General features: G+C 39.6%; 31 protein-coding genes and 1 pseudogene. 7 read left to right on the top strand and 25 right to left on the bottom strand.

Annotated elements, in window-relative coordinates; translation table 11 throughout:
• Positions 1-160 precede the first annotated feature (160 nt).
• From C509_RS0105245 to C509_RS0105235, 3 genes are all read right to left on the bottom strand, one after another.
• The gene (locus C509_RS0105245) at positions 161-2,497 is read right to left on the bottom strand and encodes a DNA internalization-related competence protein ComEC/Rec2 (protein ID WP_018705866.1); all 2,337 of its coding nucleotides are present in this window, start codon (positions 2,495-2,497) and stop codon (positions 161-163) included.
• Between the two features lie 93 nt (positions 2,498-2,590).
• Positions 2,591-3,055 (bottom strand): ComE operon protein 2, encoded by a 465-nt coding sequence (locus C509_RS0105240; protein ID WP_018705865.1) that lies wholly within the window; start codon positions 3,053-3,055, stop codon positions 2,591-2,593.
• Between the two features lie 54 nt (positions 3,056-3,109).
• Entirely contained in the window at positions 3,110-3,730 is a 621-nt protein-coding gene (locus tag C509_RS0105235; protein ID WP_018705864.1) for a helix-hairpin-helix domain-containing protein, read from the bottom strand.
• Positions 3,731-3,816: 86 nt separating this feature from the next.
• On the opposite strand from C509_RS0105235, the gene comER reads away from it, so the two are divergent.
• Positions 3,817-4,638: a late competence protein ComER gene (gene comER / locus C509_RS0105230; protein ID WP_018705863.1), complete on the top strand. Its 822-nt coding sequence runs from the start codon at positions 3,817-3,819 to the stop codon at positions 4,636-4,638.
• Positions 4,639-4,814: 176 nt separating this feature from the next.
• On the opposite strand, the gene C509_RS0105220 is transcribed toward comER, so the two are convergent.
• The 8 genes from C509_RS0105220 to C509_RS0105185 are packed head-to-tail and all read right to left on the bottom strand — an operon-like array spanning position 4,815 to position 9,834.
• Positions 4,815-5,561 carry a class I SAM-dependent DNA methyltransferase gene (locus C509_RS0105220; RefSeq protein WP_018705861.1) on the bottom strand — a complete coding sequence of 249 codons (747 nt, stop codon included), beginning with the start codon at positions 5,559-5,561 and terminating at the stop codon, positions 4,815-4,817.
• Complete coding sequence (gene rsfS, locus C509_RS0105215; RefSeq protein WP_018705860.1) at positions 5,558-5,914, bottom strand: ribosome silencing factor; 357 nt, start codon at positions 5,912-5,914, stop codon at positions 5,558-5,560. Before rsfS ends, C509_RS0105220 begins: the two co-directional genes overlap by 4 nt.
• A 14-nt stretch (positions 5,915-5,928) precedes the next feature.
• On the bottom strand, positions 5,929-6,486 hold the full coding sequence (yqeK, locus tag C509_RS0105210; protein WP_018705859.1) for a bis(5'-nucleosyl)-tetraphosphatase (symmetrical) YqeK: 558 nt from the start codon (positions 6,484-6,486) through the stop codon (positions 5,929-5,931).
• Positions 6,476-7,048: a nicotinate-nucleotide adenylyltransferase gene (locus C509_RS0105205; protein ID WP_018705858.1), complete on the bottom strand. Its 573-nt coding sequence runs from the start codon at positions 7,046-7,048 to the stop codon at positions 6,476-6,478. Before C509_RS0105205 ends, yqeK begins: the two co-directional genes overlap by 11 nt.
• 7 nt (positions 7,049-7,055) lie before the next feature.
• Positions 7,056-7,355 (bottom strand): ribosome assembly RNA-binding protein YhbY, encoded by a 300-nt coding sequence (yhbY, locus tag C509_RS0105200; protein ID WP_018705857.1) that lies wholly within the window; start codon positions 7,353-7,355, stop codon positions 7,056-7,058.
• Positions 7,349-8,191: a shikimate dehydrogenase gene (gene aroE, locus C509_RS0105195; protein ID WP_018705856.1), complete on the bottom strand. Its 843-nt coding sequence runs from the start codon at positions 8,189-8,191 to the stop codon at positions 7,349-7,351. Before aroE ends, yhbY begins: the two co-directional genes overlap by 7 nt.
• A gap of 24 nt (positions 8,192-8,215) precedes the next feature.
• Positions 8,216-9,331, bottom strand: coding sequence for a ribosome biogenesis GTPase YqeH (yqeH, locus tag C509_RS0105190; protein WP_154654337.1), 1,116 nt, complete (start codon positions 9,329-9,331; stop codon positions 8,216-8,218).
• Positions 9,319-9,834, bottom strand: coding sequence for a YqeG family HAD IIIA-type phosphatase (locus C509_RS0105185; protein ID WP_018705854.1), 516 nt, complete (start codon positions 9,832-9,834; stop codon positions 9,319-9,321). The genes yqeH and C509_RS0105185 overlap by 13 nt, the downstream gene beginning before the upstream one ends.
• A 339-nt stretch (positions 9,835-10,173) precedes the next feature.
• On the opposite strand from C509_RS0105185, the gene sda reads away from it, so the two are divergent.
• Positions 10,174-10,314 (top strand): sporulation histidine kinase inhibitor Sda, encoded by a 141-nt coding sequence (gene sda / locus C509_RS0105180; protein ID WP_018705853.1) that lies wholly within the window; start codon positions 10,174-10,176, stop codon positions 10,312-10,314.
• 37 nt (positions 10,315-10,351) lie between these two features.
• Here sda and C509_RS0105175 read toward each other — a convergent pair whose 3' ends face one another.
• Positions 10,352-11,146, bottom strand: a complete 795-nt coding sequence (locus C509_RS0105175; protein WP_018705852.1) for a phosphatidylserine decarboxylase — start codon at positions 11,144-11,146, stop codon at positions 10,352-10,354.
• A gap of 110 nt (positions 11,147-11,256) precedes the next feature.
• Here C509_RS0105175 and pssA point away from each other — a divergent pair, with 110 nt between their 5' ends.
• Positions 11,257-11,796 carry a CDP-diacylglycerol--serine O-phosphatidyltransferase gene (gene pssA, locus C509_RS0105170; RefSeq protein WP_018705851.1) on the top strand — a complete coding sequence of 180 codons (540 nt, stop codon included), beginning with the start codon at positions 11,257-11,259 and terminating at the stop codon, positions 11,794-11,796.
• Between the two features lie 44 nt (positions 11,797-11,840).
• Here the strand turns inward: pssA and C509_RS25990 are convergent, their stop codons facing one another.
• The 4 genes and pseudogenes from C509_RS25990 to C509_RS0105150 all read right to left on the bottom strand — a co-directional run bounded on the left by C509_RS25990 (position 11,841) and on the right by C509_RS0105150 (position 14,355).
• Positions 11,841-11,987, bottom strand: coding sequence for a hypothetical protein (locus C509_RS25990; RefSeq protein WP_169509178.1), 147 nt, complete (start codon positions 11,985-11,987; stop codon positions 11,841-11,843).
• Positions 11,988-12,018: 31 nt separating this feature from the next.
• A pseudogene (locus tag C509_RS23415) lies at positions 12,019-12,408 on the bottom strand (sigma-70 family RNA polymerase sigma factor); the annotation flags it as partial.
• A 25-nt stretch (positions 12,409-12,433) separates the two neighbouring features.
• Complete coding sequence (locus C509_RS0105155; RefSeq protein WP_018705848.1) at positions 12,434-13,933, bottom strand: recombinase family protein; 1,500 nt, start codon at positions 13,931-13,933, stop codon at positions 12,434-12,436.
• A 173-nt stretch (positions 13,934-14,106) separates the two neighbouring features.
• The gene (locus C509_RS0105150; RefSeq protein ID WP_026319691.1) at positions 14,107-14,355 is read right to left on the bottom strand and encodes a YolD-like family protein; all 249 of its coding nucleotides are present in this window, start codon (positions 14,353-14,355) and stop codon (positions 14,107-14,109) included.
• Between the two features lie 657 nt (positions 14,356-15,012).
• Between C509_RS0105150 and C509_RS0105145 the strand changes: the two genes are divergently transcribed.
• Positions 15,013-15,768, top strand: coding sequence for a hypothetical protein (locus C509_RS0105145; RefSeq protein ID WP_018705847.1), 756 nt, complete (start codon positions 15,013-15,015; stop codon positions 15,766-15,768).
• 13 nt (positions 15,769-15,781) lie between these two features.
• On the top strand, positions 15,782-16,360 hold the full coding sequence (locus tag C509_RS0105140; protein WP_018705846.1) for a hypothetical protein: 579 nt from the start codon (positions 15,782-15,784) through the stop codon (positions 16,358-16,360).
• Between the two features lie 400 nt (positions 16,361-16,760).
• Here C509_RS0105140 and C509_RS0105135 read toward each other — a convergent pair whose 3' ends face one another.
• The gene (locus tag C509_RS0105135; RefSeq protein WP_018705845.1) at positions 16,761-17,213 is read right to left on the bottom strand and encodes a JAB domain-containing protein; all 453 of its coding nucleotides are present in this window, start codon (positions 17,211-17,213) and stop codon (positions 16,761-16,763) included.
• 995 nt (positions 17,214-18,208) lie between these two features.
• Here C509_RS0105135 and C509_RS0105125 point away from each other — a divergent pair.
• Complete coding sequence (locus C509_RS0105125) at positions 18,209-18,493, top strand: hypothetical protein (RefSeq protein ID WP_169509177.1); 285 nt, start codon at positions 18,209-18,211, stop codon at positions 18,491-18,493.
• A gap of 427 nt (positions 18,494-18,920) precedes the next feature.
• On the top strand, positions 18,921-19,346 hold the full coding sequence (locus C509_RS0105120) for a DUF1801 domain-containing protein (protein ID WP_018705842.1): 426 nt from the start codon (positions 18,921-18,923) through the stop codon (positions 19,344-19,346).
• 41 nt (positions 19,347-19,387) lie between these two features.
• Here C509_RS0105120 and C509_RS0105115 read toward each other — a convergent pair whose 3' ends face one another.
• From C509_RS0105115 to C509_RS25030, 8 genes are all read right to left on the bottom strand, one after another.
• Positions 19,388-20,305, bottom strand: coding sequence for an N-acetylmuramoyl-L-alanine amidase (locus C509_RS0105115; RefSeq protein WP_018705841.1), 918 nt, complete (start codon positions 20,303-20,305; stop codon positions 19,388-19,390).
• Between the two features lie 38 nt (positions 20,306-20,343).
• On the bottom strand, positions 20,344-20,736 hold the full coding sequence (locus tag C509_RS0105110; protein ID WP_018705840.1) for a phage holin family protein: 393 nt from the start codon (positions 20,734-20,736) through the stop codon (positions 20,344-20,346).
• A 32-nt stretch (positions 20,737-20,768) separates the two neighbouring features.
• Positions 20,769-20,906 carry an XkdX family protein gene (locus C509_RS25390; protein ID WP_018705839.1) on the bottom strand — a complete coding sequence of 46 codons (138 nt, stop codon included), beginning with the start codon at positions 20,904-20,906 and terminating at the stop codon, positions 20,769-20,771.
• Positions 20,906-21,397 (bottom strand): hypothetical protein, encoded by a 492-nt coding sequence (locus C509_RS0105100; protein ID WP_018705838.1) that lies wholly within the window; start codon positions 21,395-21,397, stop codon positions 20,906-20,908. Before C509_RS0105100 ends, C509_RS25390 begins: the two co-directional genes overlap by 1 nt.
• A gap of 15 nt (positions 21,398-21,412) precedes the next feature.
• Complete coding sequence (locus C509_RS26705; RefSeq protein ID WP_211214248.1) at positions 21,413-23,446, bottom strand: tail fiber protein; 2,034 nt, start codon at positions 23,444-23,446, stop codon at positions 21,413-21,415.
• Between the two features lie 252 nt (positions 23,447-23,698).
• Positions 23,699-24,298, bottom strand: coding sequence for a putative phage tail protein (locus tag C509_RS25035; RefSeq protein WP_018705835.1), 600 nt, complete (start codon positions 24,296-24,298; stop codon positions 23,699-23,701).
• The gene (locus tag C509_RS0105080) at positions 24,295-25,404 is read right to left on the bottom strand and encodes a baseplate J/gp47 family protein (RefSeq protein WP_018705834.1); all 1,110 of its coding nucleotides are present in this window, start codon (positions 25,402-25,404) and stop codon (positions 24,295-24,297) included. The genes C509_RS25035 and C509_RS0105080 overlap by 4 nt, the downstream gene beginning before the upstream one ends.
• Positions 25,376-25,855, bottom strand: coding sequence for a DUF2634 domain-containing protein (locus C509_RS25030; protein ID WP_018705833.1), 480 nt, complete (start codon positions 25,853-25,855; stop codon positions 25,376-25,378). The genes C509_RS0105080 and C509_RS25030 overlap by 29 nt, the downstream gene beginning before the upstream one ends.

Raw genomic sequence — 25,855 nt, 5'->3', positions numbered from 1 at the left:
AGTGCAAGTAACAACAGGATATCACTTTTTGATCTTGCCGGAATGCATTAACTGAGATTAAATTAAACCATCTTTTCAACATTAGCAGTGACTACCGCGTTACCTAATCTTTATGTTGAAGGACTCGATTCTGTACATCGGTGTACAGGCCGGCTTGCTTTTATTGCCCTAACAGGCTTCTCGCACTATCATATGGCAAAACAGTCTTAAAGGTTCCTCCTTTGGAATTAAACCGGTAGTGAATTGCTCCGTGTTCATCCGTCCGAAGTATTTGAATATTTTCCATATCCAAAATTTCAAGAACTTCAGTGTGCGGATGTCCGTATCTGTTGGACTTGCCCGCTGAAATAATCGCGTACCTTGGTTTTGTCAGTTGCACGAAAGGCAAACTTGTCGATCCCCTGCTTCCATGATGGCCTATCTTTAACACATCGACTTCAAGCCGGCTGTAAGTAGATGCCACTTCCAGTTCTCCGGCAGATTCCAAATCACCAGTAAAAAGCCAGCGCATGCCACCAAACGAAGCATATAGAACAAGTGAATCATCGTTCCCTTCATAGTCATCATCAAATGGGTAAATAAAATGAAATACACCGGCTTTATTTTTCCATCCATATCCGGCTTTTATTTCTTCCACCTTTATGTTTTCTATAAAGGCCTTGTTTACGATCTCCGCCATAATCGGCTTTTCCCAGGAATTGGGGCTGATTAAAATTTCACTGATTTTCAATTCGCCCATTAACTCATTTGCCGCTCCGATATGATCAGTATCACTATGGGTTAAAATCAATTTATCAATCCGACTGATCCCTTTACTCTTTAAAAAAGGAATCAATGTATCTCTTCCAAGAGAGTATGGCTTCCTCTTCTTCTGCCATTCCGGAATAGGAAACTTGAGCTGTCCGCCCGTATCAATCATGTAGACTCCTTGGTTATATGGGAGTTTGATCAGAATACTGTCACCTTGTCCCACATCAATGAAAACGACTTCCCCATAAGGTGAATACTTCTGGATTAAAGAATGGACAGCTAAAACGACGATGAGCGGCAATGCGCATTTAAGCAGTCGGATCTTTTTTTCCTTGAGAACGAAGAAAACAAGTATACCGCTTACAATAAAGATTAAGCCTACAGACGAGGGTTTTCCTGCCAAAAACACCGAATAAGGAAAAGACCCTGCCGCAAGCGCCATTTTTTCCGATAACTGTACAATGCGGTCGACAACCGCTGCTGCCATTGGAAAAATCGAAAAGTCCATAATTGAAAGGGCGAAAAGAATAAAAACGGCCGGCAAAAGTAGAAGTGTATAAAGCGGAACAAAAAGCAGATTTGCTGCAATACTGATCAGAGAAAATTCATAAAAATGATAGGAAAGGATCGGCAATGAAGAAAACATGGAAACAACCGATATGTTCATCATTTGACAAATCACGTTCTCGTTTTTTTGGAAAAAGTAACCCGATGATAAAGTAAGAGCAAAGCTGACTGCATAGGAAAGCTGAAAACCGATATGATAAACCAGCATGGGATCAAAAAGCAGAAACAAGATGAAGCTAATCGAAAAAATATCCAACGTAGACAATGGCATCCGCCATTTTTTAGATGATAAAAGCAAGATTGCCATTATGACAGCCCTGATGACCGGTGGATTCGCGCCGCTCAAAACTGCATATCCAGGCAGAAAAATAAAAAGTGTCCATATGACAGATTCTCTTGTCATGCCTAACCTTATGCACAGAAAAAAGGCAGCTCCGGCTATAATCCCGACATGAAGGCCGGATATGGCGAGCAAATGTACAACCCCAAGCTGTTTGTAAGACCGATCAGCCTCTTCAGAAATGAGCGATCTCTCACCAAAAATAAGGGCAGCCGCGTAAGAAGCCAGCGTTTTCGGAAATTTAGTTTCAATGCTATGAATGCCTGATGCCCGTAAATTTTGCAGAGAGTCTGTAATAGAAACTGTGCTTAAATGGCAATCAGTGACATGGATGCTGTCTGGTTCAAAAATCCAGTGGATATCCATCCTTTTTAAATATAATTGATAATTGAAAGCATGCTCATTTCGGTTTGCTTCGGGCTTGACCAATTGACCGTTCATCATACAGGTCAATCCGGACCGTAGCTTATGCGTCAGTTCATTTTTCTCATTTTCGGTTGGAATTTTATAAAGGAGCATAAACTTCTCTTTTTGTGGAGTGACTGCAACGGCTCTCAGCCTATTTCCGTCAATTTGAGGATATTGTTTGAAGGTCAGAGCAATTTCTTGAATTTTGTCAGGAGATTCGTATTGAGAGGTATTTGCTATTCTAACAACCTCGCTGACAAAATAAAAAAATAACATAAATGCAATGTAAAGAATAAGGAATGTAGAGCTTTCACGATAAAAAATCCTGATCATTCCTAATGATATCATCAGGAATGAAATCCAGTGAAGTTCAAAAGAAAGCAGGACGCCGGACAAAGCTGCCAGCGCCATGTAAACCCACTTTCCAGACATGTTTGCCTCCTTTCGAGTATTGTCATTGTAAATTATCTATTAGGGGTTAAAACTTCCCTCTTAGATTAGACGGGAGACTGGCCCGCTCCGTTCCTATTCAGTCGCATAGGCAAATTTCATGAAGATTTCCCGATCAAGCGGGACCTGTTCCGTATGAACGCCGGCTTGTTCGAACAGCTCTAATGCATGTGGGTGATTTTTATAATCCTCCGCATAATAGACCGCTTTTATTCCCGCTTGGATGATTCCTTTCGTACACTGGAGACAAGGGAAATGAGTTACATATATTTCTGCCCCATCCGTCGGAACCCCAAATTTTGCACATTGGATGATCGCATTCATTTCAGCATGTATCGTCCTGACGCAATGCCCGTCAATGACATAACACCCATCATCAATACAGTGGACACCGCCGGCAATCGATCCATTATACCCACCTGCGATAATCCGATTATCTCTTACGATTGTTGCACCGACTGTAAGCCTCGTACAAGTACTTCGAAATGACAATAAATGGCTCTGAGCCATAAAGTATTGCTTCCACGATATTCTTTCCATATGCTACTCCTTCTTTGGCGTTTCCTATAGTTTAAAGGCTTGTATCCGGTCCAGTCAATTGACAGAAATGGACTCCTGGAGCTTTTCAAATGTTTTTTCACCTATACCTGAAATATTCTGTATGTCTTCCACCTTTTTAAAATGTCCTTGCTGTTCCCGATAGTCAATGATTGCCTTCGCTTTGGCCGGACCAATTCCCGGAAGGGTTTCAAGCTCCGATAACTCAGCACGATTGATATTCACTTTTCCATTTGCCTGTCCGTTCGAAGGGCTTATCATTAAAGGGGGCGCATCATTTTCTATGGTCTCCCCTTTTTCCGGAACGTAGATGACCATTTCATCGTGCACTTTTTGTGCAAAGTTGATCTGCTTCTCATCAGCGATTTCCAAAAGGCCCCCGGCATATTCGATAGCATCGAGAACTCGGTCATTATCTTTCGCTTCATAAATCCCAGGCAGAGAAACAGCCCCTTTTACATCGACAAAAACTGGTCCTTCAGCCACCTCTTGTTCCAACTCAATGGAACTATCGATCTTCTCTTCCATCACTGTCTGTAGAGCCGTTTCATTCTTTGCAGCCATTTCATCTTTTGGCTCGCTAATAAAAAGAAATATCACAACTACAGCCACACCACAGCTTATGAATAACATTTTGTATTTTTGGAGCCAAATCATTTCGAATTACCCGCCTTTCTTATATGAATATTATTTATTTTAGATACATACATTGTCAGGAATAGAAAATTGAAGGGGGGAACAGCATGAAGATCGGATTGATAGGAACAGGAAACATGGGAACCATTCTATTGGAGGCTTTAATAACTGGCGGAGCGGTTTCTCCTTCGGATTTCATTGTTACAAACAGGACGAAATCTAAAGCCGACAGGCTTAAACATAAGTATAGGGACATCACGGTGGAGAGTAGCGCGGATGAAGTTATAAGGCAATCAGACATTATTTTCATTTGTGTGAAGCCGTTGGATATCATTTCTTTAACAAAAGAAAAAGCCGAGTTATTCAGTCGGGAAAAATGTCTTGTTTCGATCACCAGCCCCATCCAAGTGCCGTGGCTGGAAGAAATGGTTGATGCATCGTGTGCAAGGATCATTCCAAGCATCACAAATAGAGCACATGCAGGAGTTTCTTTGTTTACGTTTGGAGATAGTTGTAAATATCATTGGAAAGATAAATTGTGGGAGATGTTTTCCAAAGTATCCGTTCCGTTTGAAATACACGAAGACATTATCCGGGTTTCATCGGATATTGTAAGTTGCGGACCGGCTTTTATCAGTTTTTTGACAAGAAGCTTAATTGAAGCGGCAGCCACCGAAACAAAAATCGATGAAGGTACGGCAACAATGTTAGCGGAAAATATGCTAATCGGACTTGGGGAGCTTTTAAAACAAAAACATTTTACTCTCCCTGCCTTGCAGGAGAAAGTATGCGTAAAAGGAGGAATTACGGGGGAAGGGATCGCTGTAATGGAGCAGGAAAAAGGAGAAATGTTTGAAAAACTGTTCCGTGCCACGCATAAAAAATTTGCCGATGAAGCTTTTCATATCCAAAATAAATTCAGCTCATAGGAAAGTATTCTATATGAAAAGCAAAAACCCTTCTTCCTTTTTCATAAATTATGAAAAAATTCAGCGGCCTAGTGTTGCCGGCACTGTTGGAGGCGGCCTTTGTACGAATGCGGACAGAATATCCTCATTTCCCGGAGCCACATGGCTTGGTACTTAAAGGCAGCCTCCTCCATAGTTTATTTTTTTCTGCATGTAAAAAAGATCCGGCGTGACGTTTCTCCCGGAGGATTGTCGCTAAAGTCTGCGGTAACGGAAAGGACATCAAATCCGGCTTCATGGAGCCAATCCACAAAATCATGCACCGGATAAGTCCTCTGTTGATGGAATTCTTCGACCCGTTCATACTGGCCTGACTCTCCGTCCAATAAAAAGAAGGTCAGATCATGTTCAATAGAATGAGGCTCTTCTCCTGGGAAAGAGCTCCATATATAGGCAACCTCTTCCTCATTCCACGTGAATGTCTGATTTAAAAATACACTTTCCATCTGATAAGTAGAATGAACATCAAATAAAAACAGCCCGTTAGGAGCGAGATGCCGGTGAACATGACGGAAGGTATTCTGCACTTCTTCCGGCGTTGACAGATAATTAAGAGAGTCGCAAAAAACTGTGGCGATATCGAATTCCGGCAATCCCTCCAACTTGCTCATATCTTGCTGGAACAAGGGAAGAGCCACCCCTTCTTTATCCGCTTTTTCGGCAGAGACAGCCAACATATCCTCTGACACATCCACCCCTGTCACATCGAATCCCTGTTTAAGTAGGCGGATTGACAACTCCCCCGTACCACAGCCTAAATCAAGCACCCTGTTCCCGGGTGCCTGATAACTCTCCGTTACCTTCGTTAAATACCGGAGCCAGTCGTCATACGGCGCATCTGCCATCAAGTGGTCATATACATAAGCAAGCTGTTCATAACTCACGGAGCCAATTCCTTTTGGATATTTTCAATTGGGGCATCTCCCCAAAGTCTTTCGAGATTATAATAATTTCTTTCATCTTTATGGAATACATGAGCAATCACATCGCCCATGTCAATTAAAACCCATCTTGCTTCCTCGAAACCTTCTATTTTCTTGATATCAAGGCCGGTTTTCTCTGCAGCCGACTTCACTTCCCTCGCTATCGCCTGAACCTGTTTTTCCGATGTCCCTTGGCAAATAAGAAAATAATCTGTAATGAGTGAAATCCCCTGCATGTTGAGAACAACAATGTCTTCTGCTTTTTTGTCATCGGCAGCCTTTACGATCGTTTTTAAAAGTGCTTTAGAATCCAAATTTTATCTCCTCCTTATTTTTTTACCATATCGTTATATGCTTCAAATGTATCAGGAAAAACAGCAACAGATTTGTCGATTAAAAATTTGATCGTATTTCCAATTGACTTTTTCAAAGCTTTATCCAAATCTGTCTCTGCAAGCATTCTGACTTCGTCAAGGCCATCAAATTGCCTTCCAGGTTCGATATAATCCGCAATATAAATGATTTTTTCAAGAAGGGTCATACCTGCCCTCCCAGTAGTATGGTAACGAATCGCATTGAAAATGTCTTCATCTTCTATTCCCAATTCTTCACGGACTAGTATAGCTCCTGCTGGACCATGCCACAGTTCGGGATGGTAGTCCAATAAGCGGGAATCAAGCTTGTAATCAGCAATGATTTTTTTCAACTCATTTATAGGAAGGAGTTTGGCATAATCGTGAAAAATAGCAGCCAATACTGTTTTTTCAACATCCTCCCCATATTTGACTGCAAGCTTTTCTGCCGTTTCCGCGACTCTTTTTGTATGTTCATACCTTGGTCCTGCTATTTTTTCATTGACTATAGTAAAAGCTTGTTCACGTTTCATATAAATGATTCTCCTCTATATAACAGATGACATTCTCCGGGAGTAAATACTTAATGGATGCCCCGTTTTTCACCCGGTCTCTGATCATGGAGGAGGAAATTTCAATCATGGGAACTTTGACAAAAGTGATGGGATACTGACTTTCCAAGTTACAATTCGGGCGATTTGTGCCTACAAACTGAACAAGCTTGAGCAACTCTTCAATCTTATACCAATGGGGCAAATATTCCACCATGTCGCCCCCTATAATAAAATAATAATCATTTTCTGTATTTTTCTCGCTTAGTTCCTTCATCGTATCATATGTGTAGGACCGTCCATCCCGATTCAATTCGATTGTTTCTATCGAGAATGACGGGTTCCCTTCGATGGATTTTTCAAGCATGGACAGTCGATTTTCCACCGTTGTGCCACTGTGTCGCTCTTTATGAGGAGGCTCATGATTAGGCATGAATCTCACTTCATCAAGCTTCAATTGTTCCATTACCTCATTTGCTATGATCAGATGCCCCAGATGTGGAGGATCAAATGTCCCTCCCAAAATGCCTATTTTTCTTTTCATTCGGATATCAGCCCTTCGACGGAAGCTCTATTTGTTTGTTTTCACGGGATTCCTTATAAAGAACGATGATCCGTCCGATAATTTGTACAAGTTGACTATCAGTACCGCGGACAATTTCCTCAGCCACAACTTCCTTGTCTTCTTCACAATTTTGGAGGACGCTTATTTTGAGCAACTCCCTCGCCTCCAATGCATCCTTGATCTGTTTGATCATATTTTCATTTACCCCGCCTTTTCCAACTTGAAAAATAGGCTGGAGATGATGTGCTTTTGATCGTAAAAATCTTTTTTGCTTTCCAGTCAGCATGGTGATCCTCCCAAGATGTTAGTCAAAGTCCTTTTCATGCGCGTGACATCCGGTTTTACATTAGTCCATTTTTCAAAAGCCAGTGCCCCTTGATAAACAAGCATCCCAAGACCATTTTGCGTTTTGGCTCCTTTTTGAGCTGCCTGATTAAGGAATAATGTTTGATCCGGATTATATATAATATCTGAAACAAAGGCAGATGGCCTGATTCCCCTTAATGAAATAGGGCTTTTATCTATTTCGGGGGCCATCCCAATGGATGTCGTCTGTATAACCAGGGAATATTTATCGATATTTGTTTCAGCCACATCCAATGGTATTGCTTTTGAATCGGCTTCATAAGGCTGTGCTGCAATTAATTCTTCCGCTTTATAGAGCGTCCTATTACATATATCTACCCTTTTGACCCCGATTGATAAGAGCGTATAATAGATCGCTTTTGCCGCACCGCCGGCCCCGATGATTAGAACCCGCTCACCGTTCAGATCTTTTTTCCAATCTTCCCTGAGAGATTCTACAAATCCAACACCGTCAGTATTATAGCCGACAAAATGGTCTCCTTCCCGGACAACCGTGTTGACTGCGCCGATTGCCTTTGCAAGAGGATCTATCTTATCCAAAAAAGGTATGATGGCTGTTTTATGAGGGATGGTCACATTGAAACCTTCAACCCCTATTACTTTCATTCCCTCTACAGCGGTCTTCAAATCCTTTCCCTCAATTCTGAAAGGATGGTAGTATGCATCAATTCCAAGCTCCTTAAGCTCTTTATTTTGCATGGCTGGTGATAATGAGTGGGCTATCGGATCTCCGATGACACCATAAAGTTTTTTCAATCCAATCATCCTGTCTTATATATATTAAATAAGCGAAGGCCGCAATAATACCGAAACTCCTTTTGGGGCATATGCCGCAACATGTGCACCCTGTTCTTTCAGCGTGACCCAACCCAATCCCGAAAAGACGATATCCATTTTATTATCCTTTAATTTGAATTCATGCCTTACAAGCTTCGGAAAAGCCTCAAGTTCCCCTTTTCCCGGAGGTTTCAGCATTTCGCCGGCATGTTTTTCATACAGTTCATCCGCCTTTTCAAGCTTGGTCCGGTGAATATCGATACTGTTGGCCAGGTAACAAACAACAGATCGTCTGCCACCGTTTATGTAATCAAGTCTGGCAAGACCTCCAAAGAATAGTGTCTGGCTTTCATTCAATTGATAGACACGCGGTTTGATTTCTTTTTTGGGCGTGATCATCTTCAAATCTTTCTTGCTTACATAATGAGCCATCTGATGATGGTTAATGATACCTGGCGTATCAACTAGACTTTTTCCGTCATCAAGCGGAATTTCGATCATATCCAATGTTGTCCCTGGCACATGTGAGGTAGTAATGACATCATTTCCACCCGCGGCAGCCTTAATCACGCGGTTGATGAACGTGGACTTTCCTACATTTGTACAGCCGACTACATATACATCTTGCCCCTGGCGAAGATTATCGATTTCAACAAGCGCCTCCTGGATGCCATGGCCTTTTTCTGCACTGACAAGCAATACATCCAAAGGGCTGAGTCCCATTTCTTTTGACTGCTTTTTCATCCAGTTCACCAATTTATTTTTGTTTGTTGATTTTGGCAGCAGATCCACTTTATTACCGATTAAAAGGACAGGATTTTTACCGACAAACCTTTGGATGCCGGGAATCCAGCTCCCATTGAAATCAAATATATCAATGATTTTAACGATAAGGCTTTTGGTATTGCCAACCGCATGCAAGATATCAAGAAAGCTTTGGTCCGACAGCTCCACATCCTGAACTTCATTATAATGTCGCAACCGAAAGCATCTTTGGCAGATGATTTCTTCTTTTTCCAATGCGGAACTCGGCGTAAATCCGAGTTCACCCGGCCTTTCGATCTGAATGGCAACACCGCAGCCGATGCAATGTTCGTTTTTCACATTTATTCCTCCCATTTAATTAAACCTTTGCGTTTGAACGAAGCCATGATCCTTCTTTCCACCATCCGGTTAAATCGCGTGAAAAAGCCGTCTGACTGGGCAACTGGGACAACCAAAATCGTATAAAATCCTGCCCGGTTTCCCCCGAATACGTCCGTCAACAGCTGATCTCCGATAATCACGGTCTCCTCTCGTGATAATCCCATCTCTTTTATGGCCCGATTAAAAGCTTTTCTGGAAGGCTTTTTGGCTTTGTAAATAAACGGGATATTCAATGGATTAGAAAAGTCTCCTACTCTTTTTTCATTATTATTCGACACAATCGTCACTTTCATGTCATGGTTCTTCAACTCTTCCAGCCAATCAATGAGTTCAGTAGTGGCATAAGGGCGATCCCATTCGACAAGCGTGTTATCCAAGTCGGTAATAATGCCTTTAATCCCCTTTTCTTTTAAAACAGTAGGATCTATTGAATAAATACTTTTAACATATTCATCTGGTAAAAATTGTTTCAACAACTTGTGCACCCCATTATCTCTTCATCATATTTCAATCTTAATAAATCTGCCAATGAGTTTCAAAATATTACAAGAAAAAATATATTACCTAAACTTTTCGACAAATTCCTACACCACCTCGAATTGTGGGTAACTTTATGAACAATCCAAGTGCATCAACGAACGGCTTCAACCTTGTTATAAACAAATTGACCACAGGTTATCCACCAAGAGTTGTGGATAAAGGAACGCTTGTTCCACAAAGATTTCTTTGCTAAAGTAAGTTACAAATAAAAGAACCTATCATTTTATTCAATATGCCCCTGAGCTAGAACGTGAATATTCATGGAGGTGAAGCTGATGAAAAAGTTATCCGATGAATTATTGATTGAAACTTATTTTAAAGCAAAGAGATTAAATTTGAGCCCTGAATTCATCAGTCTTATGGAATCTGAAATAGAACGCCGCTCATTGGCTCGTCGATCGAAATTGCCCTGTTGAAAATAACGGAAATAAAGCACCTGTTCCAGGTGCTTTTTTAGTGTTTCTTTTCACCAGTTAATCGTCCCAGTGGGTCCCCCATCCTAACTTCTACGGATGATTTCATAATATCACCTGGAACAAAGGCCCCTTTTTGGAATAGAAGAAGAACTGTGGATCCAAAGGAAAAAAAAGCAGCTTCCTCCCCTTTTTCCCACTCATGGTTCCTGTTCGTAACTATGACAGAATTAATGAACATGGCTCCTACTTTTACAAGGGCAACTGTCGTTTTCTCAGAAGCAATTTCAGTAATCACCCGATGGTTTTTTGCCAAGACCGATCGTCCGAATTTTAATCCCAGTCGATTAACTGGGAACGACCTTTTCCCCAAAGAATAGCAATTGATTACTTTTCCACTTACAGGACTGTGAATTCTGTGATAATGGGAAGGGCTCAAGTATATAATGATATACGTGCCGCCTTCATACTTTTCAGCCTGTGCCTTGCCGCCAAGCATCTCGGCGATGGAATATGATTTTCCCTTTGCTATTATTTCCTTTTCGGATGTAATGGTTCCTGTATCTTCTATTATGCCGTCAACAGGGCTCGCGACACTGTCCGGATTATGATCGACTTTCCTTGCGCCTTCTTTCAGATGCCTTGTAAAAAAAGAATGTAAAGTAGGAAATGATTGAATGTCCTTTGCCATCTCTTCCTGATTTATTTTATAAAAAGCAGCATAGGATTTAATAAACAACCTGCTCATCCGGGAATTTGCAAATCCCCTTATTGCCGCCGATGTTAAAGGCCCATTCGTAAGTTCAATAAAAACGCGATATAGAGCCGCTTTCAATCTGATTGCCCCCAAACCCAACTGAAATTTATACTTAACTTTATGAATAAGAAGTCATATAATTAAATAATGACATGAAATATTAATCATACCAGAAAAGGAGGAGTGTTATGTTTCTGTCCGAAGTCGTCGATCATACCATAAAAAAGCTTAAGGCCCAAACGGCGAATGTCCTTACTTTTACTAACCTTGGATTGGGCGGATTTGCCATCATCGCAGGGATACAAGGCCAGCTGCATTTAAGTCTCCTGCTCATTTTCATAGCTGCAATGGCAGATCGTTTCGACGGAATGGCTGCAAGAAAACTGCAAATCGAATCAGAGCTGGGAAAACAGCTTGATTCCATGAGTGATATCATCTCTTTCGGTGTAGCACCTGCTTTGTTATTATACCAAGGAATTCTGAATTTGTTTGGTTTTCCGGGCGTCTTTTTTACAATCTTTTATATAGGATGTAGTGCCTTCCGTCTTGCAAGGTTTAATATCTCGGAGAATCATGGTTTTTTTACCGGCCTTCCCATTACTGCTGCCGGCTGCCTGCTTACTCTGAGTTATTTGGCAATACCTTACCTCCCACCATTTTCTTTCTTGTTCATCACTCTCGTTCTATCACTTCTCATGATCAGCACATTTACATTGAAGAAAGTATAGTAAAAAGCCAGTTTCGCTCTTTGTCACGAAACTGGCTTTTCATATTATTCCTTTGCTTTCATGTCTTTTTTTGTTTCCGTCTTTTCTTTTGCAAGGTACTCCTGGAAAACGGCTCCCCCTTCATCGATCATCCGCTGGACTTCCAGTTCATATTGAACACTTCCGTCATTATTCCCCGGCAAATATCTCATGCCTCCCCTATTTTTTTTGCAAGCCCCCTTTTTAACCGTCCTTTAGATTTTTCATCTTGTCTTTTTCCGCTCTGTAAAATTCGTGGAACATTTTCATCAAGGCCCTTTTTTCAATCCGCGAAACATAACTTCTTGATATCCCGAGTTCTTTGGCTATTTCCCGCTGAGTCCGTTCCTTTTCAAGATTCAGCCCGAATCTGCCGATGATCACTTCTTTTTCCCTGTCATCCAATACGTCTATATATTCCTTGATCTTTTCCAACTCCATGTTCAATTGAATCGTATCAAAAATATCTTCCGCATCAGATTTCAATACATCGATCAAGGAAATTTCGTTGCCTTCCTTATCCTGGCCAATGGGATCATGAAGTGAAACATCCTTCCGTGTCTTTTTGAGAGCCCTTAAATGCATGAGAATCTCAATCCTAAAGTCAGTAGTGTAGCAATCAAAAGACGTGAATATCAATACTTTCCTTATATATAATTATTTCTTTCACTATTTGCCGAATGATCGTCTGCTTATCTTCAAATGTAAGTTCCGTATCGTCTATGCTCAATAAATAGTCTGCAACTTCTGAAAATAAACGTTTGCTGTACTCGCTGGATTGTGATTCTTTTTTCTTTGATATCAGTTCGGCTAGCTTTCTTTCTGCTTGTTTTTCTTGTTCTTTTAGGTCTGCAAGCTGTTCCCTGATTTCCTCGTCAGATATGTCCATTCCTTTCGCTAAAAGAGACAGCAACCGTTTCCTGCCTTCTTTAGCGCTGTTTATTTTATTTTCCAAACGTTCTATTTCCATTTGTTCAAAATTATTATCCTCATTTGGCTCATTAGCGGCCTTTTCGAGTTCAGCCGGATCATGAATATAAGACTTGATTTGCTCCCAAACTTCTTTTTCTAGGGTTTCGGCCTTTACTCTCATTCCGCAACCTTTGTTTTTTGCACCAGCCGTATTTTTAATGTCTGAATACTCCAGGACGTAATTGCCCCAATTTTTTTGCCGCCTACCGGTCATTGTATTTCCGCAGTGCCCGCAACGCAATAAACCACTTAATAAGTATTGGTTATTGCTTTTCTTAGCCCATCTCCGGCGAGATTCCGCTAATAGCCTTTGGGCGTGTTCAAAAACATCATCATCTATAATGGCGGGGCAAGAGATTTCAATCCATTCCTCCCTGGGCCTTTCTGTCATCGGCTTTCTTTCGTCTTTCGGCCTGTATTTATTCCCAAGCATCCCTTCTGTATTCCATCGATTATGATAAAACCTACCTGTATATGCTTCATTCATTAATATTTGTCTAACTACCTGACGATGCCATACACTCTTTCCCTTTTTTGTAGGGATGTTCTGATTTGTCAAATAGAGTGCGATTCCGTTAATTCCTTGAATATTGTTGTTAGGTTTTGTAAACAGATCAAAAATCAATCGTACAATTTCAGCTTCTTTTTCGTTGATCACCAATTGCGAGTTTTCTTTATCATAATCATAGCCATACATATTTGGGTTTTTTACAACTTTCCCATCAAGTGCTTTTCTCTTTCTGCCGCCACTCATCCGCTCATTGATTTTCGCTTTCTCAAACTCAGCGATTGCTCCACGCATTTGGTAAAAGAGCATCCCCTCTGGTGTCTTTTGATAATCATGATTGACAAATATGAGGTTTGCTCGCTTTTCAATTTCCTCGGATATAATTAATTGATTCATGAGTTTTCTTGAAAGTCTATCAGGATCATAAACAATAACCTCATCAATTAATCCGTTTTTTAAATCATCCCGTAACTTTGACAAGGCCGGCCGATCAAGAAACTCACCTGAATATCCATCATCTACATACTTAAGGAATTCATCCGTGCCAGCTTTTTCTCTACATAGATCAATCTGGTTGTCGATGCTGTATCCTTTTTCCGCTTGCTCGTCTGTGCTTACGCGCACGTAAATAGCTTTCATAGAGCTTTCTCTCCTTGATAATCTTGTATAAATAAGCATAGCAAGCTTTTTTCGTTTTGTCATTAGGATTTTGGGTTACAATACTGATATGCATGGGTGCATCCCCTCCTTAATGAAGGATATGCACCTACAGTTTGTCCATATTAAAAAACCCTTCCAGTTTAGGAAGAGTTTCATTCAGCATATTTCACCTTTATAATTGCATCAAATTTTAATTTATGTACTTGTTCTTTCATATCCACTACATGAACCCGCTTATTGATTTCATCAATAAAATGAAGATTACCGGTAATTTTCTGGAACTCCCCTTCTTTCCATAAGGTAAAGATGACAGGCTTATTATATTCAATTGCAATGTACAGAATATCATTTATTTCTTCTAGTTGCGTCCAGTTGTGGCTTCTGAACCTTGTCTCGTTCATTTCTCCACAATAAAATTTCTTCTACATGTTCCGGCAATGTCATTCTGCTTGATTCCCATCGCATGTTACTTCCTTGAGTAAGCTTATTTTGCTTCATTATGCTCCTTTTCTCCTTTGCCTTACAGAGTCAACCGACAATATGTAATTCAGGTTAAAAGTGCGAAATTGTCGTTTTTGGTAACAGTAGGCTTTGACTGCTGAATCAGTAACAGCTATTACTTTTATGATGCGCTGAGATAATTGGTTATCCCTGTTTATGTAAATTAATTCAAGACTTTGCTTGGACTCTACTGCACGCATTAACAAGCTTTTCATATCATCACCCCGAACAATTGTTTACTATTATAACAGAACATTTGTTCGCTATTCAAGTGGAAAAGTTTGCTTATAGATTATAGGATCGGTACTTAAGTTGGAAGCATAGTTCTAAATAGTTAGATTGTTTGTTTACAAGTATAAAAACAGCTAGTCCAAGAAATCATAGGCCTCTAAGGAATTTCACCAAGTGTAACTAGTACTACACTAAACCTTTATTCCTAATTTTCACTAATTTGGTAGTTTTATTCCTAAAAATAGAATACGATATATATATATATATATGTAACATTTGCAACATTGTGTAACATTTATATTTAAAATACAATAGGAGGGATTTTTATGAAAAAATTTACTGTTTTAATAAGTGGTTTTCTAGCATTTTTATTATTTTTCAGTTCAGTTGGTAGCAATATAGTATTGGCTAAAGAAATGTATAATGATGATGAGCAACTAATCGATGACGCTATTCACGGAGAAGACTTTGACTGGAGCAATGTAGAATGGGAAGAAATTGATGTAGAGTATAATAATGATGAATTTGTGGAATTTGAAGACGATGATCTCGAAGAACAGGAATATGAATACATAGACCTAGCAGATGGAGAAGATTACGAATCAGAATATGACTTCATTATCATTAATGAAGATGATCCAAGTTTCAAGGAGCCCGAATTTCAACCGTACGTTTGGGGTCTAATTGCTCGAGTTGTCATGTCCGGCGGAAAACATGTAGTAAAATTTGGTTCTAAAATTTTCAAAAAACAACCTAAAAGTAAAGCTGTCAATCACACGAAAAACTTTAAAGCGGCAAAAGTGAACCTCGGAAAAAATAAAACAGTAGTATTACAACGAAGTAGTATGAATCATATTTTACATATGCATCATCCTAAATATTGGACAGGGGCTATTGACAAAACGTTATTTAATCCAAATATCTCTAGTGGTAAAATTAGAGCTCAAATTATTCAAATTTTGAATAAAAATAAATCTCAAATAAAGAATGGCTATGGTACAATTAATGTCAAAATAGATGGTCAGAAATACAGACTTGTGGTTAAAAATTACCGAGTCACTACATTCTATCCTCTTAAATAAGGTTGTGGATTAAATGATCAATATTCAGACGTATCTCGGTACAAAGGACCTAGATACTTATTTTGAAGAATTGTCTAACCCAAAAAACTTTTTTATAAATATAGAAGATTTCGGAGCTAAAGAAACTTTGAATCGTATGTTAACAAAAAATAAAGGGATTGATTTATTTGGAGTCGTTTGCATCCAAATAAATGGTGTAGATGTATCCACTTTTATTGATTGGGATGATGTAGATTTAATGTGGACTGCTTTATTAACCATGGTACGCGAGTATGTGGATGATGGAAAATACAGTGAGACTCAACTGTTCACAAATCCACTAGAATGGTCCATAAAGAAAATTAAATCCTCCCCAAAAGATTTAGTTCTATTTAGGGTTTTTAGAAATAGTGCTTTATTTGATTTAAGATCAGATCTTCCTGTTTCTCAAGAGACGCGAGTAAGCTGCGATGAAATAGCTTTTCTAAACGCAGTTATAATTGCCGGTGAAAAATATATTTTTTTTAGGGACGAGGATACTAGGTCTCATAATTTAATTGAGGCAAAACGACTATTGAAAGAATTGAAGTGTGAAATAAAAAATATGAACTAGCTTTTAGTAAACAGGTAATGAGCCGATGCTGTATTACCTGTTTTTGTTTATGGTCGATTCTTCATTAGAAAAAATCAAGTACCTAATCCGTACAATATTACTGTTTAATAAAAAACATTGGATTGGCTGTTACTTGGATTTCTAAACTTTCCAGCTTATACAGTTTAGATATCTCCCTTTTTTACCCGTTTAATAATTCAATCGAACGAATTATTAAAGGTGTTTTACTAAAAGAACAGCAATAGCCGGGTCAGTGCCGGGCCTTTTTAATTTAACTCATTAACCTCTTCAGGAGCTTGCTTATTTTGAGTAGCAATACCACCTCTCCCCCTACTTCAATTCATACCCGCTTAATTATTGTTTTTATATTAAACTACTCCTTTATATTATAATTTTTACATCATATTACAGTTTTACTAATAATATCCTTTATACTGCTATATTCACCAGTTGCATTAACTATTACGTGGTCGAGCAGCTCGATTCCTAATATTTTGCCTGCTTCATCTAATCGCATGGTTACTTTCATATCTTCCAAGGATGGCGTTACATCTCCGCTTGGATGCTGATGTGCTGCGATTATTGATGCTGCATTGTTCATGATCGCCGCCTTAAAAACCTCTCTTGGATGGACGATTGAAGCATTTAGCGATCCAACATGACATCGATGGATCGCAACGACTTTCTTTTTAGTATTGAGACACAAAACTAGGAAAATTTCTCGGTCTTCATCACAAATAAAAGATGCAGCTACTTTGGCTGCTTCTTCGGGTGAACCGATCACCATTTCATTATCTAATTCCATTTCAACTGCAACTTGTTTAATTCTTAATATCTCATAAACTTTTTTCATCTGATTTGCTCCTTTAATTTAGATAATTGAAATAAACAACATTGTATAGAATAAGATAGATACCTCTAACATAAGGGTAAGACTGGTAGCGGGTACATAATGGGAATCGTTGGTTCGCATCGTAAAAGGAGGAGTGGGTGGAATGGATATGATTATAGGATTATTAATAATTTTGTGTGGAGTTATAAGCCTTTACTCTTCTTTGATCAGAATGAAAATGAAAGACTATAAAGATACAGGTGGATATTGGTGCTAGTGAGTACATTGAATTAGAATTATTATTTAAATTATTAGTTGACGGTGTCCAACTGGCATTGTTAAAGGATTTACATTATTGATCGGAATTTCCTTTTTTGCTTTTTGAATAGCCATTATTTAAGTCTGTCAATGCTGGACTGTCGATTAATGTCGAGCGAAAAAGGATTGTTAATGATATTTAATAATCTATACTTAATATAACTCTTTTCATTAATTTTTATATACCAACTGAAAAGCCCTTGGGGTCCCTTACCGACCAAAATTCCAGGGGCTTTTGCTGTATGTTTTATTACAGATATAGTCGTTTAAAACTGCAAACTTGTTATTCCATTAAAGGGCAAGATTGTGGGATAAAAAGTGTTACAATGGATGTAAGTTGACTAATAACTCGAAACATAACGAAGGGGGTGTGTAGTATACAAAGAATTAGAAAAAATATAGTATTAAAGGCGATTGGAATTTCACTGCTTTTTTCGACCATTGCTATTTTTGTTGTAGATAACCCTAAGCCAAATACAGCAATTTACCTACTTGTTGTAGGGATTGCTTCATTTGCAGGTCTTTGTATTATACCTTTAATCACTTCAAGAGCATATGAGAAATTTTTGAAAGAGAATTAGAACATAATATTTTAACGAATCTTCTTCCAAAAAGGGAAGCGATTGTGAAGAAACCCTGAGAATTAATGTGTATGCCATGAAAAAACTAAGCCCGGTCAATGCCGGGCCTTTTTCATGGTGAGAGTTATTGTTTGTAAAAAGAAAGGGATAAACATGAAATTATATGAAAAACCAATAAAAGCATACTTGCATAATGAATTAGTAGCTTTTGATTCTGAGGACAACGATAAACAACGGGTTTATTCTTTTGAAAAAGGATATGTGACAGTTCTTGGTGAGTTTGAATGTGAGAAGTATGTTGGAGGAACAGCCTGTATTATTTTTAATCAGGAAGATGTTATATCCGTTGGAAAAGGAATGCTACGATTTGTAAACGTAGAGGGCGGTTTACCCCCTCTTTAAATCTTATAATTCATATGAAAAGAACCTACAGCCCCAGGTTCGATGGAACCTGTTCCGCTTCCACACATAGAAACCATTTTGATAAATTTGCTATTTTTAATTAATTCCATCTTAGATGCCAATTTTTTATTCGTTCGAACAACTACCTCAAGTCCATAGAAATACTGACCAGGATAATCATACTCGCTATTGAATGGTTTTGTACCGTTGTTCTATAATTTAAAGTCATAACGGAGAATATTTTCGGATTTAATAACTGTAACTTCAATATTAGATATAGAAATATGTTCAGTTCTATCGAAAGCGGTTAAGAAGATAAATATCGTGGTCAAGAGTAGCAAAAAATTTCGGTATTCAAGAAGGGGTTTTTCTAGTTGTTGTCAAAATATTTTTGTGAAGAATACTGGAGTATAAAGGGGTGAAAGGTATGCCATCAAACAAAAGAACTAATTCGAAAGAGTCCTTGTCTGGGCCTGAACAAGTAGCAGAGTTTATGAACAACCTTGAACATCCACTTAAAGAGGAAATAACAGAAGTTAGAAAAATCATTTTAGGAACAAACAGCAAAATTACTGAAAAAATCAAATGGAATGCACCTAGTTACTGTGTTGATGATCATGATAGGATAACGTTTAATCTTAATGGAAAAGGATTTTTTCGGCTCATTTTTCATTGCGGGGCAAAAGTAAAAGAAATTCCGAACAATGAACCTCTATTTGTGGATAGTAGCGAGATATTGGAGTGGGTAACGGGTGACAGAGCAATTGTGAAATTTTCCAATATGGATGATGTAAAAGCCAAGGAAAATGACCTTCGAGAAGTGGTAGAAAAATGGATTCGCGCGACGACTTGACAGAGTAGAAACAAGCCCGGTCAACGCCGGGCATTTTCTTATTATCCTCGCAACTTTTTAAGCAGCTGCGTATTTTGGGCAGCCGTACCAGTATAATTTTTAATACCATGTTTGGCCGCAAGCTTTTTCCGATTGGCAAAGGAAGAATTAACGTCAATCGATTTGAGATAATCTACAATGCTGTCAGTTTCTTTGTTGCCTTTTTTAGCCGCGGATTTTGCAGTTGCAGACGTTTTACCGCTGGCCCTCAATTTATTGAGTAATTGAAGGTTTTGAGCTGCTGTACCCCTGTAATTACTGATCCCATGTTGCGCTGCCAGTTTTGTACGATTGGCAAAACTTGAATCAACCTTGATACTGTTAAGGTAATCGACAATGGAATCACCTGTATAACCGCCAGTCGGCTTTTTAGGACCTTCTTTTGCTGATCCAACCTGAGTTTTAGGAGCCTCAACTTTTACCTCATTTCCTTTTACCATGCTGATAAAATTAAACCAATTGATTCCTTTTTCTCCATTACGTAAATAATGTGGACAATCTTTTCCACTCCATCTGTTATGCTGGACAACGTTGCTGATCGGGATTCTGTGCTTTGCCATCAAATGTTTTACCAAAGCAGCTGCATTTTGCACTGTCTTTTTAAAGCTGCTGTCATTATTCACGCAAAGCTCAATGTGGATGGATTGCCTGTTACCAGGACCATTACCGTCGCCACCTGCCCAGCACATAACTGTATCGGGAAACGACTGAATTACACCTTTATCGTCAACTTGATATTGCCAGCTTGCCTGTCTCGGGTTTAGGTTAGATTGTAAATTAGCGTGTGTTTGAGCACCGGCTCCAGTATTTTCGTTAGCTGTTTCGTGAATTGTGATATATCGACAGGGATTTCCATAACCGTATGAGCGCTTCTTAATTACATTTTGGGATACTAATTGTTGTTTGATTTTAACAGACATCATTAATTCCTCCTTTTCAATATAAAAAAGAGCAACGCTTATGCGTCACTCTTATCGCTTAATTTTTCGACTGCTTTTTTAAGCACATCCGGTACTGGCAAGTTTGTTTTGCCCACCGTCTCCAAAATACTCAACAGTTCATTCGCCAAATAAAAGAAGATGACCGCGTCCCTTATAAATGTGCCATCTCCCATGATCGTATCAATTGCATACGCTACTGCTACCAATGACAGAATGATTACCTTTTTGGCAATCCCTTTGAATCCGATTGAACTACTTAATTCCCCATGTGTTGCTGCAACCAAAAATCCCAATACATAATCCATGACAATAAAAATAACTAGCACCTGTAACAAAGGCGACCACCCCCCCAATAAGAATGTAATGATCGCCCCGATGACAGCGACAACTGATTTAAATATAGTTTCCATACCCTCTCTCCTTTTCTGCAAAATAAAAAAGCCTACGCTTCGTATGGCTCCTCTGTGATCTCCTCATATTGTGTTGGAGTGATTTTATTATATTGTACATAAATGGCAACCTGATCCTTTGTCGCCCAACCGTTAACGAAAAATAACTTTACACGATCAAAATCAGTCATTACAACCCTCCTCCCATAAGCCTTATATCGTGCATAACAAGTACTTCGCCCAGCTGCTTGTTTATAGCCTGTAATTGCATTAATTGTATCTCTTTTTCTACTAACATTTTTCCTAATAAGTCAACCTGCTCTTTCTCAGCGAAGTTAAGTACCGGATTTTCTATCCCCGGACTTTCTAAGGGTTCTTCATCCACAATTTTTCTGAAATATATATTTCCCTCTTCCATCCATGCTAACTCGATTTTACAATTTGGAATCTCACTATCCTCAGGAGGGATATTAGCGGCTCTTAAATTAATACCACCTTCTTCTACACGTAAAGACCAAGGATTTGTGCCTATCTCAAATATTTGATCAGACATTGATTGGAACACTATTTCGTTATTCACCCATAATGTCCCCGGACTGACTATTAGATTATTCCCCTCTATAAGAATAGAAAAGTCATGTAAAGTGGTATCTTTGGATCCATAAATTTCTTCAATGATCATAACTTCACCCCTACTCTATTGTTCATGAGCTACCCAGTAGTATCTAAAATCCAGTTCCGAATTACTACCGTTCCAAAGATATACGGTACACCCAGTAGTATTTAAATCACTGTCCCATAATGTAATTGAGCGTGTATCGGGTCTTCCGGAAACCAATGACACTACTACATTCGGAGTTTTTGCAAAGGCTTTTGGAAAGACTATTTTACCAGTACCTACCGTATTAGGAGGAACTTTTTGAGTACCCATTCCTGACTGAATTTTACTGTTAATATAAGACTTTGCGTTTGCTTCAGCTGCATTTGCTTTTGCTTGAGCTCCTGAAAGGGTTTCTCTTCCTGCTGCTAAGTCGTATGCCGACTTAACAGCACTAGGTGTGGCCGCCAAAGTAGTGGATGTGCTGTTTGTGGCTGTCGATAGTTGGACAATACCTCTCGTAGATGTAGATGCGTTCCCTACGTCCGTAATGTCGGCCCACACGTGTTTATGCCCTTCTTTAGATAATTCTTCCCATGGAGACCATGTGCCACCATACATATGCCTAATCATCATGCGGGGAGTGCTTCCACTATATGAAACTGCTGTTTGTGACCTGTTCCCCGTTTTCGAAGAGTAGAAGAACGTATGGATGTGCCAGTAGATACCGCCTCCCGGTGAGTTGGCGTGGTTTGTCAGGATGTAGGCTTCCTGTGTCGTGTTGGGGTCTGCTGTAGAACCAACAGCCACTTGATTCATTGAATAGGCCTGTGCATCAGACAAAGCTTTATTCGCCTTTGTTTGGGCTCCTGCAGTTGTTTCCATCTCTACCCAGGATCCCCAAGAGGATTCGTCTGCACTTCCTAGTCTCATAAACATTTTACCATTGTCAGTTAAGGCAATTTGATTTTTACGTCCCCCGGAAGACCCTGTCCACCGACCGTCAGTTATAACTGTACAGTAAGTTCCTGCAGCTGAGAGCCCTATAGCAGTTAATCTTTTGAACTCAAAGAATAATTGCCTAGAATATTTACTAGGAGGATCATTCACATCTCTTGTGTCTGACGTAAACAAAGAGGATTTTCCGTCTGCATAAGTTTTTGCATCCATTAAAGCTTTATCAGCCTTATCCTGTGCTCCTTCCGTAGTCTCCACCCTATACCACTGAGACCAACCTACTCCAGTGTACCAGTGCCTAAATTGTGCATTACCGACTGTTGCATGTCCTCCTCCACCGTGACTGAAATACCATTGAGTAAACCTTGTACTGTTGTATTTCATGTTTACAACTATACCGTGAGTAGTTGGATACCCGGTATCATCTGCACCTATGAAAAACATAGTAAAACCGATTGGGTACAAGTCACCACTATCTGTAGCAGGTCTATAAGATGTAAGGCTAACCTGCTCACTTGTCACCTCATGAGGATTATTCTTTAAATTAGCATGAGCATTAACCTTCGCTTGAGCACCAGCTGTTGTCTCCAGAGTTTTCCAAGCTTCCCAAGTTGATCCCACGTTAGTACTGACCCTGGTATACATATTCCCTTTACCGTTGGTTAAATAGATTTGGGCGGTGTATGTTGATGTATATGGTAATACTAATAAGTATCCGTTGTCTGTTACTGGCTTGTTGACTGTATTAGCACCGACGTAATATAAGCCACCCTCTCTAACAACATTAAGATCATCATCTCTCAAATAAATTGCTCTGTCTGTCCCAATCCCAAAAGATTTTACCCAATCTAATGCGTTTTCTTCTGCAGCATTCCATTTCGTTCGCTCCGTTGCTGTGACATGCCTGATATTATCGGTGTCATGAGTATCGAACTCATCCTTGCTTGCCTGTTTGACATTATCTACATTACCCAATCCCACCTGAGCTTTTGTAACCGCATGAGGGTTGTCTCGACGTTTCTTAAAAGTGGTCAGATCCGTACCAATTGCATCGACTAAGTTATGAGCATCTTTTATTCCTTTTTCCCACCGGTTAAAATCATCTTCCATGACAGGATCATCATATTTCCAATTTGTTTTTGCATCAAAGGCCATTCTATTCCACCTCAATTTCAAAACGGAATTCTAAGGAGCGACTTCCCTCTGTATTCCTGTTAGGACTCCGTTCGAGTATTACATTATTCAACTCGTCTAAGAGTTTGACTGAGTTAATCCTACGGATGTTATCAACCCTGTCAGTATTCACGATTAATTGCCGCCCCTTATTGGTAATGCTTATAATTGGCACTTCCTCATTGTTTAGCAGCACTTTGCTAACTCTACCTTCCAAATCCGTTACTGCTCTTTTCAAATAGTAATCTGATAAACTCATAGTGCCACCTCATTTTGCTCTCTCATCGCTGGGTTACCTACCCGAAATTCCCTCACAGTATGATAACGACGTAAATTGACATAAACTTTTTCTTTAAACTTCATTTTCTCAACTGTTCTCGAGGAAATTGTATAGGATAAATGAGCAGGTTTAACATCCTCGAGCACCTTCATCATATGGATAAAGTCAGCCTTATCATAGTTGTTCAATATTACCCGTAAAGTATAGGGGGAAATATTTTCAAAGATGTCCACTTTGACACCGGCAGCACTCGTTAAAATGTTCTCAACCCTTTTTCGGTTTACGGGTTGCCCAGAACCAAGGAAAGCAATAACTCTTCGTCTTCGTTCCTCAATGGACTCTCCTGCACCGGCAATTAATCCAAAAAGCTGCTCCCAATAAGGCAATGACCAAGTAGCACGTTGCGGGTAAGGCTGTGTATCAAAAGAATCTATCATTTCAAAAAGACTATCGAACTCCTTACCTATTGCTTGGAACGCGTGGAGCAAATACTCATCATTATCATAAAAAGGTAAGATATAGTTCATCATTTCAATTGCTTTGGGAGAAGTAATGATTTTGTCTTTTAAATTCATGCGATCAGCACCTCGCCGATGACAGCGACCTCATCAGGAGCAAGTTGGATATTGGCGGATCCGCCATTAACAAGCAGGTTATCGTAATCGACTACTCCTGGAGTCGTCATAATGATGGCACCAATTTTCATGTAACGGACAAGTCCGCCTTGCTCTAGTTCCCCGAAATAACCTGATAATGACGATTCGATGCTTTTTCTTACGTTTTCTGTTGTGTAGCCCTCTGCTAACGTTATTGCAAACGAGAGATTGATAGATTTACCGTTTATCCCTGTTACGGTTACCAGTGCCCCAATCGGAGCCAATCCTCCACCGTCTCTACCATCGGGTGCAATATGGGTCTGTACCTGTTTAATCAATTCAGGCGCAGCAACCGAACCAGAGCTACTCGCAATCAATACTTTGACAGTTCCAGGACCATCCCACTCCGGTACAACAAGGACTTCTCCTACACCAGGAATTTCTTTGGCCCATCGAATATAATCTTCTTTCGTACCTGTAAAGGATCTAGTACGGCTTGTCTGTAATATCCGCTCTCTAAACTCTTCGTCATTCTCTTCGTCATACCCGCCAATAGTGCTTTCGACATTTGTAATGGAATGCACACCGGAGACTGGCTCGAGCAAATTTTTAATGGAGTTTGAAGGAACGTTCCCTCTTGTGCCGGATTCAAGTGCTTCGATTTGGATTTTAACAACACCTGATTCATCAATCGTCGCATCCGCTATCGTTCTATATTCAATGGATACACCGTCTACTTCATCTGTGGTTAATGTAGTGCCCGCCGGAATAAATGTCCCACTTACGCCGGTAACCTCAATTGTGCCTGTTGAGTAGGTCGCTGCCCGTCTTGATATTCCCTCGCGTTCTCCGTGATAATCCAAAAATATTCCCTCAGCAAATTGAGGAAGCATATGCATGATCAACAACGGTAGGGTAAATTCGAGAATCTTTGCCTTTTCCATTGCCGTTGGTTTAGTAATATCCCAAAATAAAGACCCCTCCGATACATCAAAATTCGAAGGAGCCTGCTTTAACATTCTTTCGTGTATTTCCTCTTCACTTTCATTCAAAAATTCAGGCAGCACTAATGGCAACTCCGCCAACGTCTTCACCGCCTTTCGCTAGCTGATAAATTTCGGTATCAAATATCGATTCAATTTCAAAGGTGATAACAACCCCATCACCGCTCCAATCAAACTCAAAATTATCAACCGATAAAGTTCGGGAATCGATGGACAATGCTTCGGTAATCGTTCGTTGCATCTCGCTTTCGGCAATGTCCCTCGGATAGTCTGATCGCATGATGTCTTCAATCTCCACTCCAAAATCCGTGCTATACCCAAGGTACTTATACCGTTCTGTTAATAGACATTTTGTCACCCAAAAATGGTAAGCATCTCTCTCAGTTCCGATTTCAACTTTCCCTATTGCATTAACAGCAAGACAAGCTTGTTCAGGGTCATACTTAGGGGCAACTGTATCAATTTCAAGATCTTCTACATCATCCTCGATGTCTATTCCAGTCGTATCAAACCCTGCAAATTCATCAGCCAT

Source organism: Siminovitchia fordii DSM 16014 = CIP 108821, assembly GCF_000374565.1.
Taxonomy (GTDB): Bacteria; Bacillota; Bacilli; order Bacillales; family Bacillaceae_C; genus Siminovitchia; species Siminovitchia fordii.
This window is presented reverse-complemented; position numbering and strand designations above follow the sequence as displayed.

Bases quoted from the DNA above. Each gene is read 5' to 3' on its own strand.
- yqeK (WP_018705859.1), bottom strand. From the start codon at position 6,486: ATGAAACGTGAACAAGCTTTTACTATAGTCAATGAAAAAATAGCAGGA.
- C509_RS0105150 (WP_026319691.1), bottom strand. From the start codon at position 14,355: ATGAACGAGACAAGGTTCAGAAGCCACAACTGGACGCAACTAGAAGAA.
- comER (WP_018705863.1), top strand. From the start codon at position 3,817: ATGAAGATCGGATTGATAGGAACAGGAAACATGGGAACCATTCTATTG.
- sda (WP_018705853.1), top strand. From the start codon at position 10,174: ATGAAAAAGTTATCCGATGAATTATTGATTGAAACTTATTTTAAAGCA.
- C509_RS0105155 (WP_018705848.1), bottom strand. From the start codon at position 13,933: ATGAAAGCTATTTACGTGCGCGTAAGCACAGACGAGCAAGCGGAAAAA.
- C509_RS0105240 (WP_018705865.1), bottom strand. From the start codon at position 3,055: ATGGAAAGAATATCGTGGAAGCAATACTTTATGGCTCAGAGCCATTTA.
- C509_RS0105235 (WP_018705864.1), bottom strand. From the start codon at position 3,730: ATGATTTGGCTCCAAAAATACAAAATGTTATTCATAAGCTGTGGTGTG.
- C509_RS0105145 (WP_018705847.1), top strand. From the start codon at position 15,013: ATGAAAAAATTTACTGTTTTAATAAGTGGTTTTCTAGCATTTTTATTA.
- C509_RS0105100 (WP_018705838.1), bottom strand. From the start codon at position 21,397: ATGATCATTGAAGAAATTTATGGATCCAAAGATACCACTTTACATGAC.
- yhbY (WP_018705857.1), bottom strand. From the start codon at position 7,355: ATGCTGACTGGAAAGCAAAAAAGATTTTTACGATCAAAAGCACATCAT.
- C509_RS0105140 (WP_018705846.1), top strand. From the start codon at position 15,782: ATGATCAATATTCAGACGTATCTCGGTACAAAGGACCTAGATACTTAT.
- C509_RS0105205 (WP_018705858.1), bottom strand. From the start codon at position 7,048: ATGAAAAGAAAAATAGGCATTTTGGGAGGGACATTTGATCCTCCACAT.
- C509_RS0105115 (WP_018705841.1), bottom strand. From the start codon at position 20,305: ATGTCTGTTAAAATCAAACAACAATTAGTATCCCAAAATGTAATTAAG.
- C509_RS0105110 (WP_018705840.1), bottom strand. From the start codon at position 20,736: ATGGAAACTATATTTAAATCAGTTGTCGCTGTCATCGGGGCGATCATT.
- C509_RS0105135 (WP_018705845.1), bottom strand. From the start codon at position 17,213: ATGAAAAAAGTTTATGAGATATTAAGAATTAAACAAGTTGCAGTTGAA.
- pssA (WP_018705851.1), top strand. From the start codon at position 11,257: ATGTTTCTGTCCGAAGTCGTCGATCATACCATAAAAAAGCTTAAGGCC.
- C509_RS25030 (WP_018705833.1), bottom strand. From the start codon at position 25,855: ATGGCTGATGAATTTGCAGGGTTTGATACGACTGGAATAGACATCGAG.
- C509_RS25990 (WP_169509178.1), bottom strand. From the start codon at position 11,987: ATGAGATATTTGCCGGGGAATAATGACGGAAGTGTTCAATATGAACTG.
- C509_RS25390 (WP_018705839.1), bottom strand. From the start codon at position 20,906: ATGACTGATTTTGATCGTGTAAAGTTATTTTTCGTTAACGGTTGGGCG.
- C509_RS25035 (WP_018705835.1), bottom strand. From the start codon at position 24,298: ATGAATTTAAAAGACAAAATCATTACTTCTCCCAAAGCAATTGAAATG.
- yqeH (WP_154654337.1), bottom strand. From the start codon at position 9,331: ATGGGAGGAATAAATGTGAAAAACGAACATTGCATCGGCTGCGGTGTT.
- C509_RS0105120 (WP_018705842.1), top strand. From the start codon at position 18,921: ATGCCATCAAACAAAAGAACTAATTCGAAAGAGTCCTTGTCTGGGCCT.
- C509_RS0105245 (WP_018705866.1), bottom strand. From the start codon at position 2,497: ATGTCTGGAAAGTGGGTTTACATGGCGCTGGCAGCTTTGTCCGGCGTC.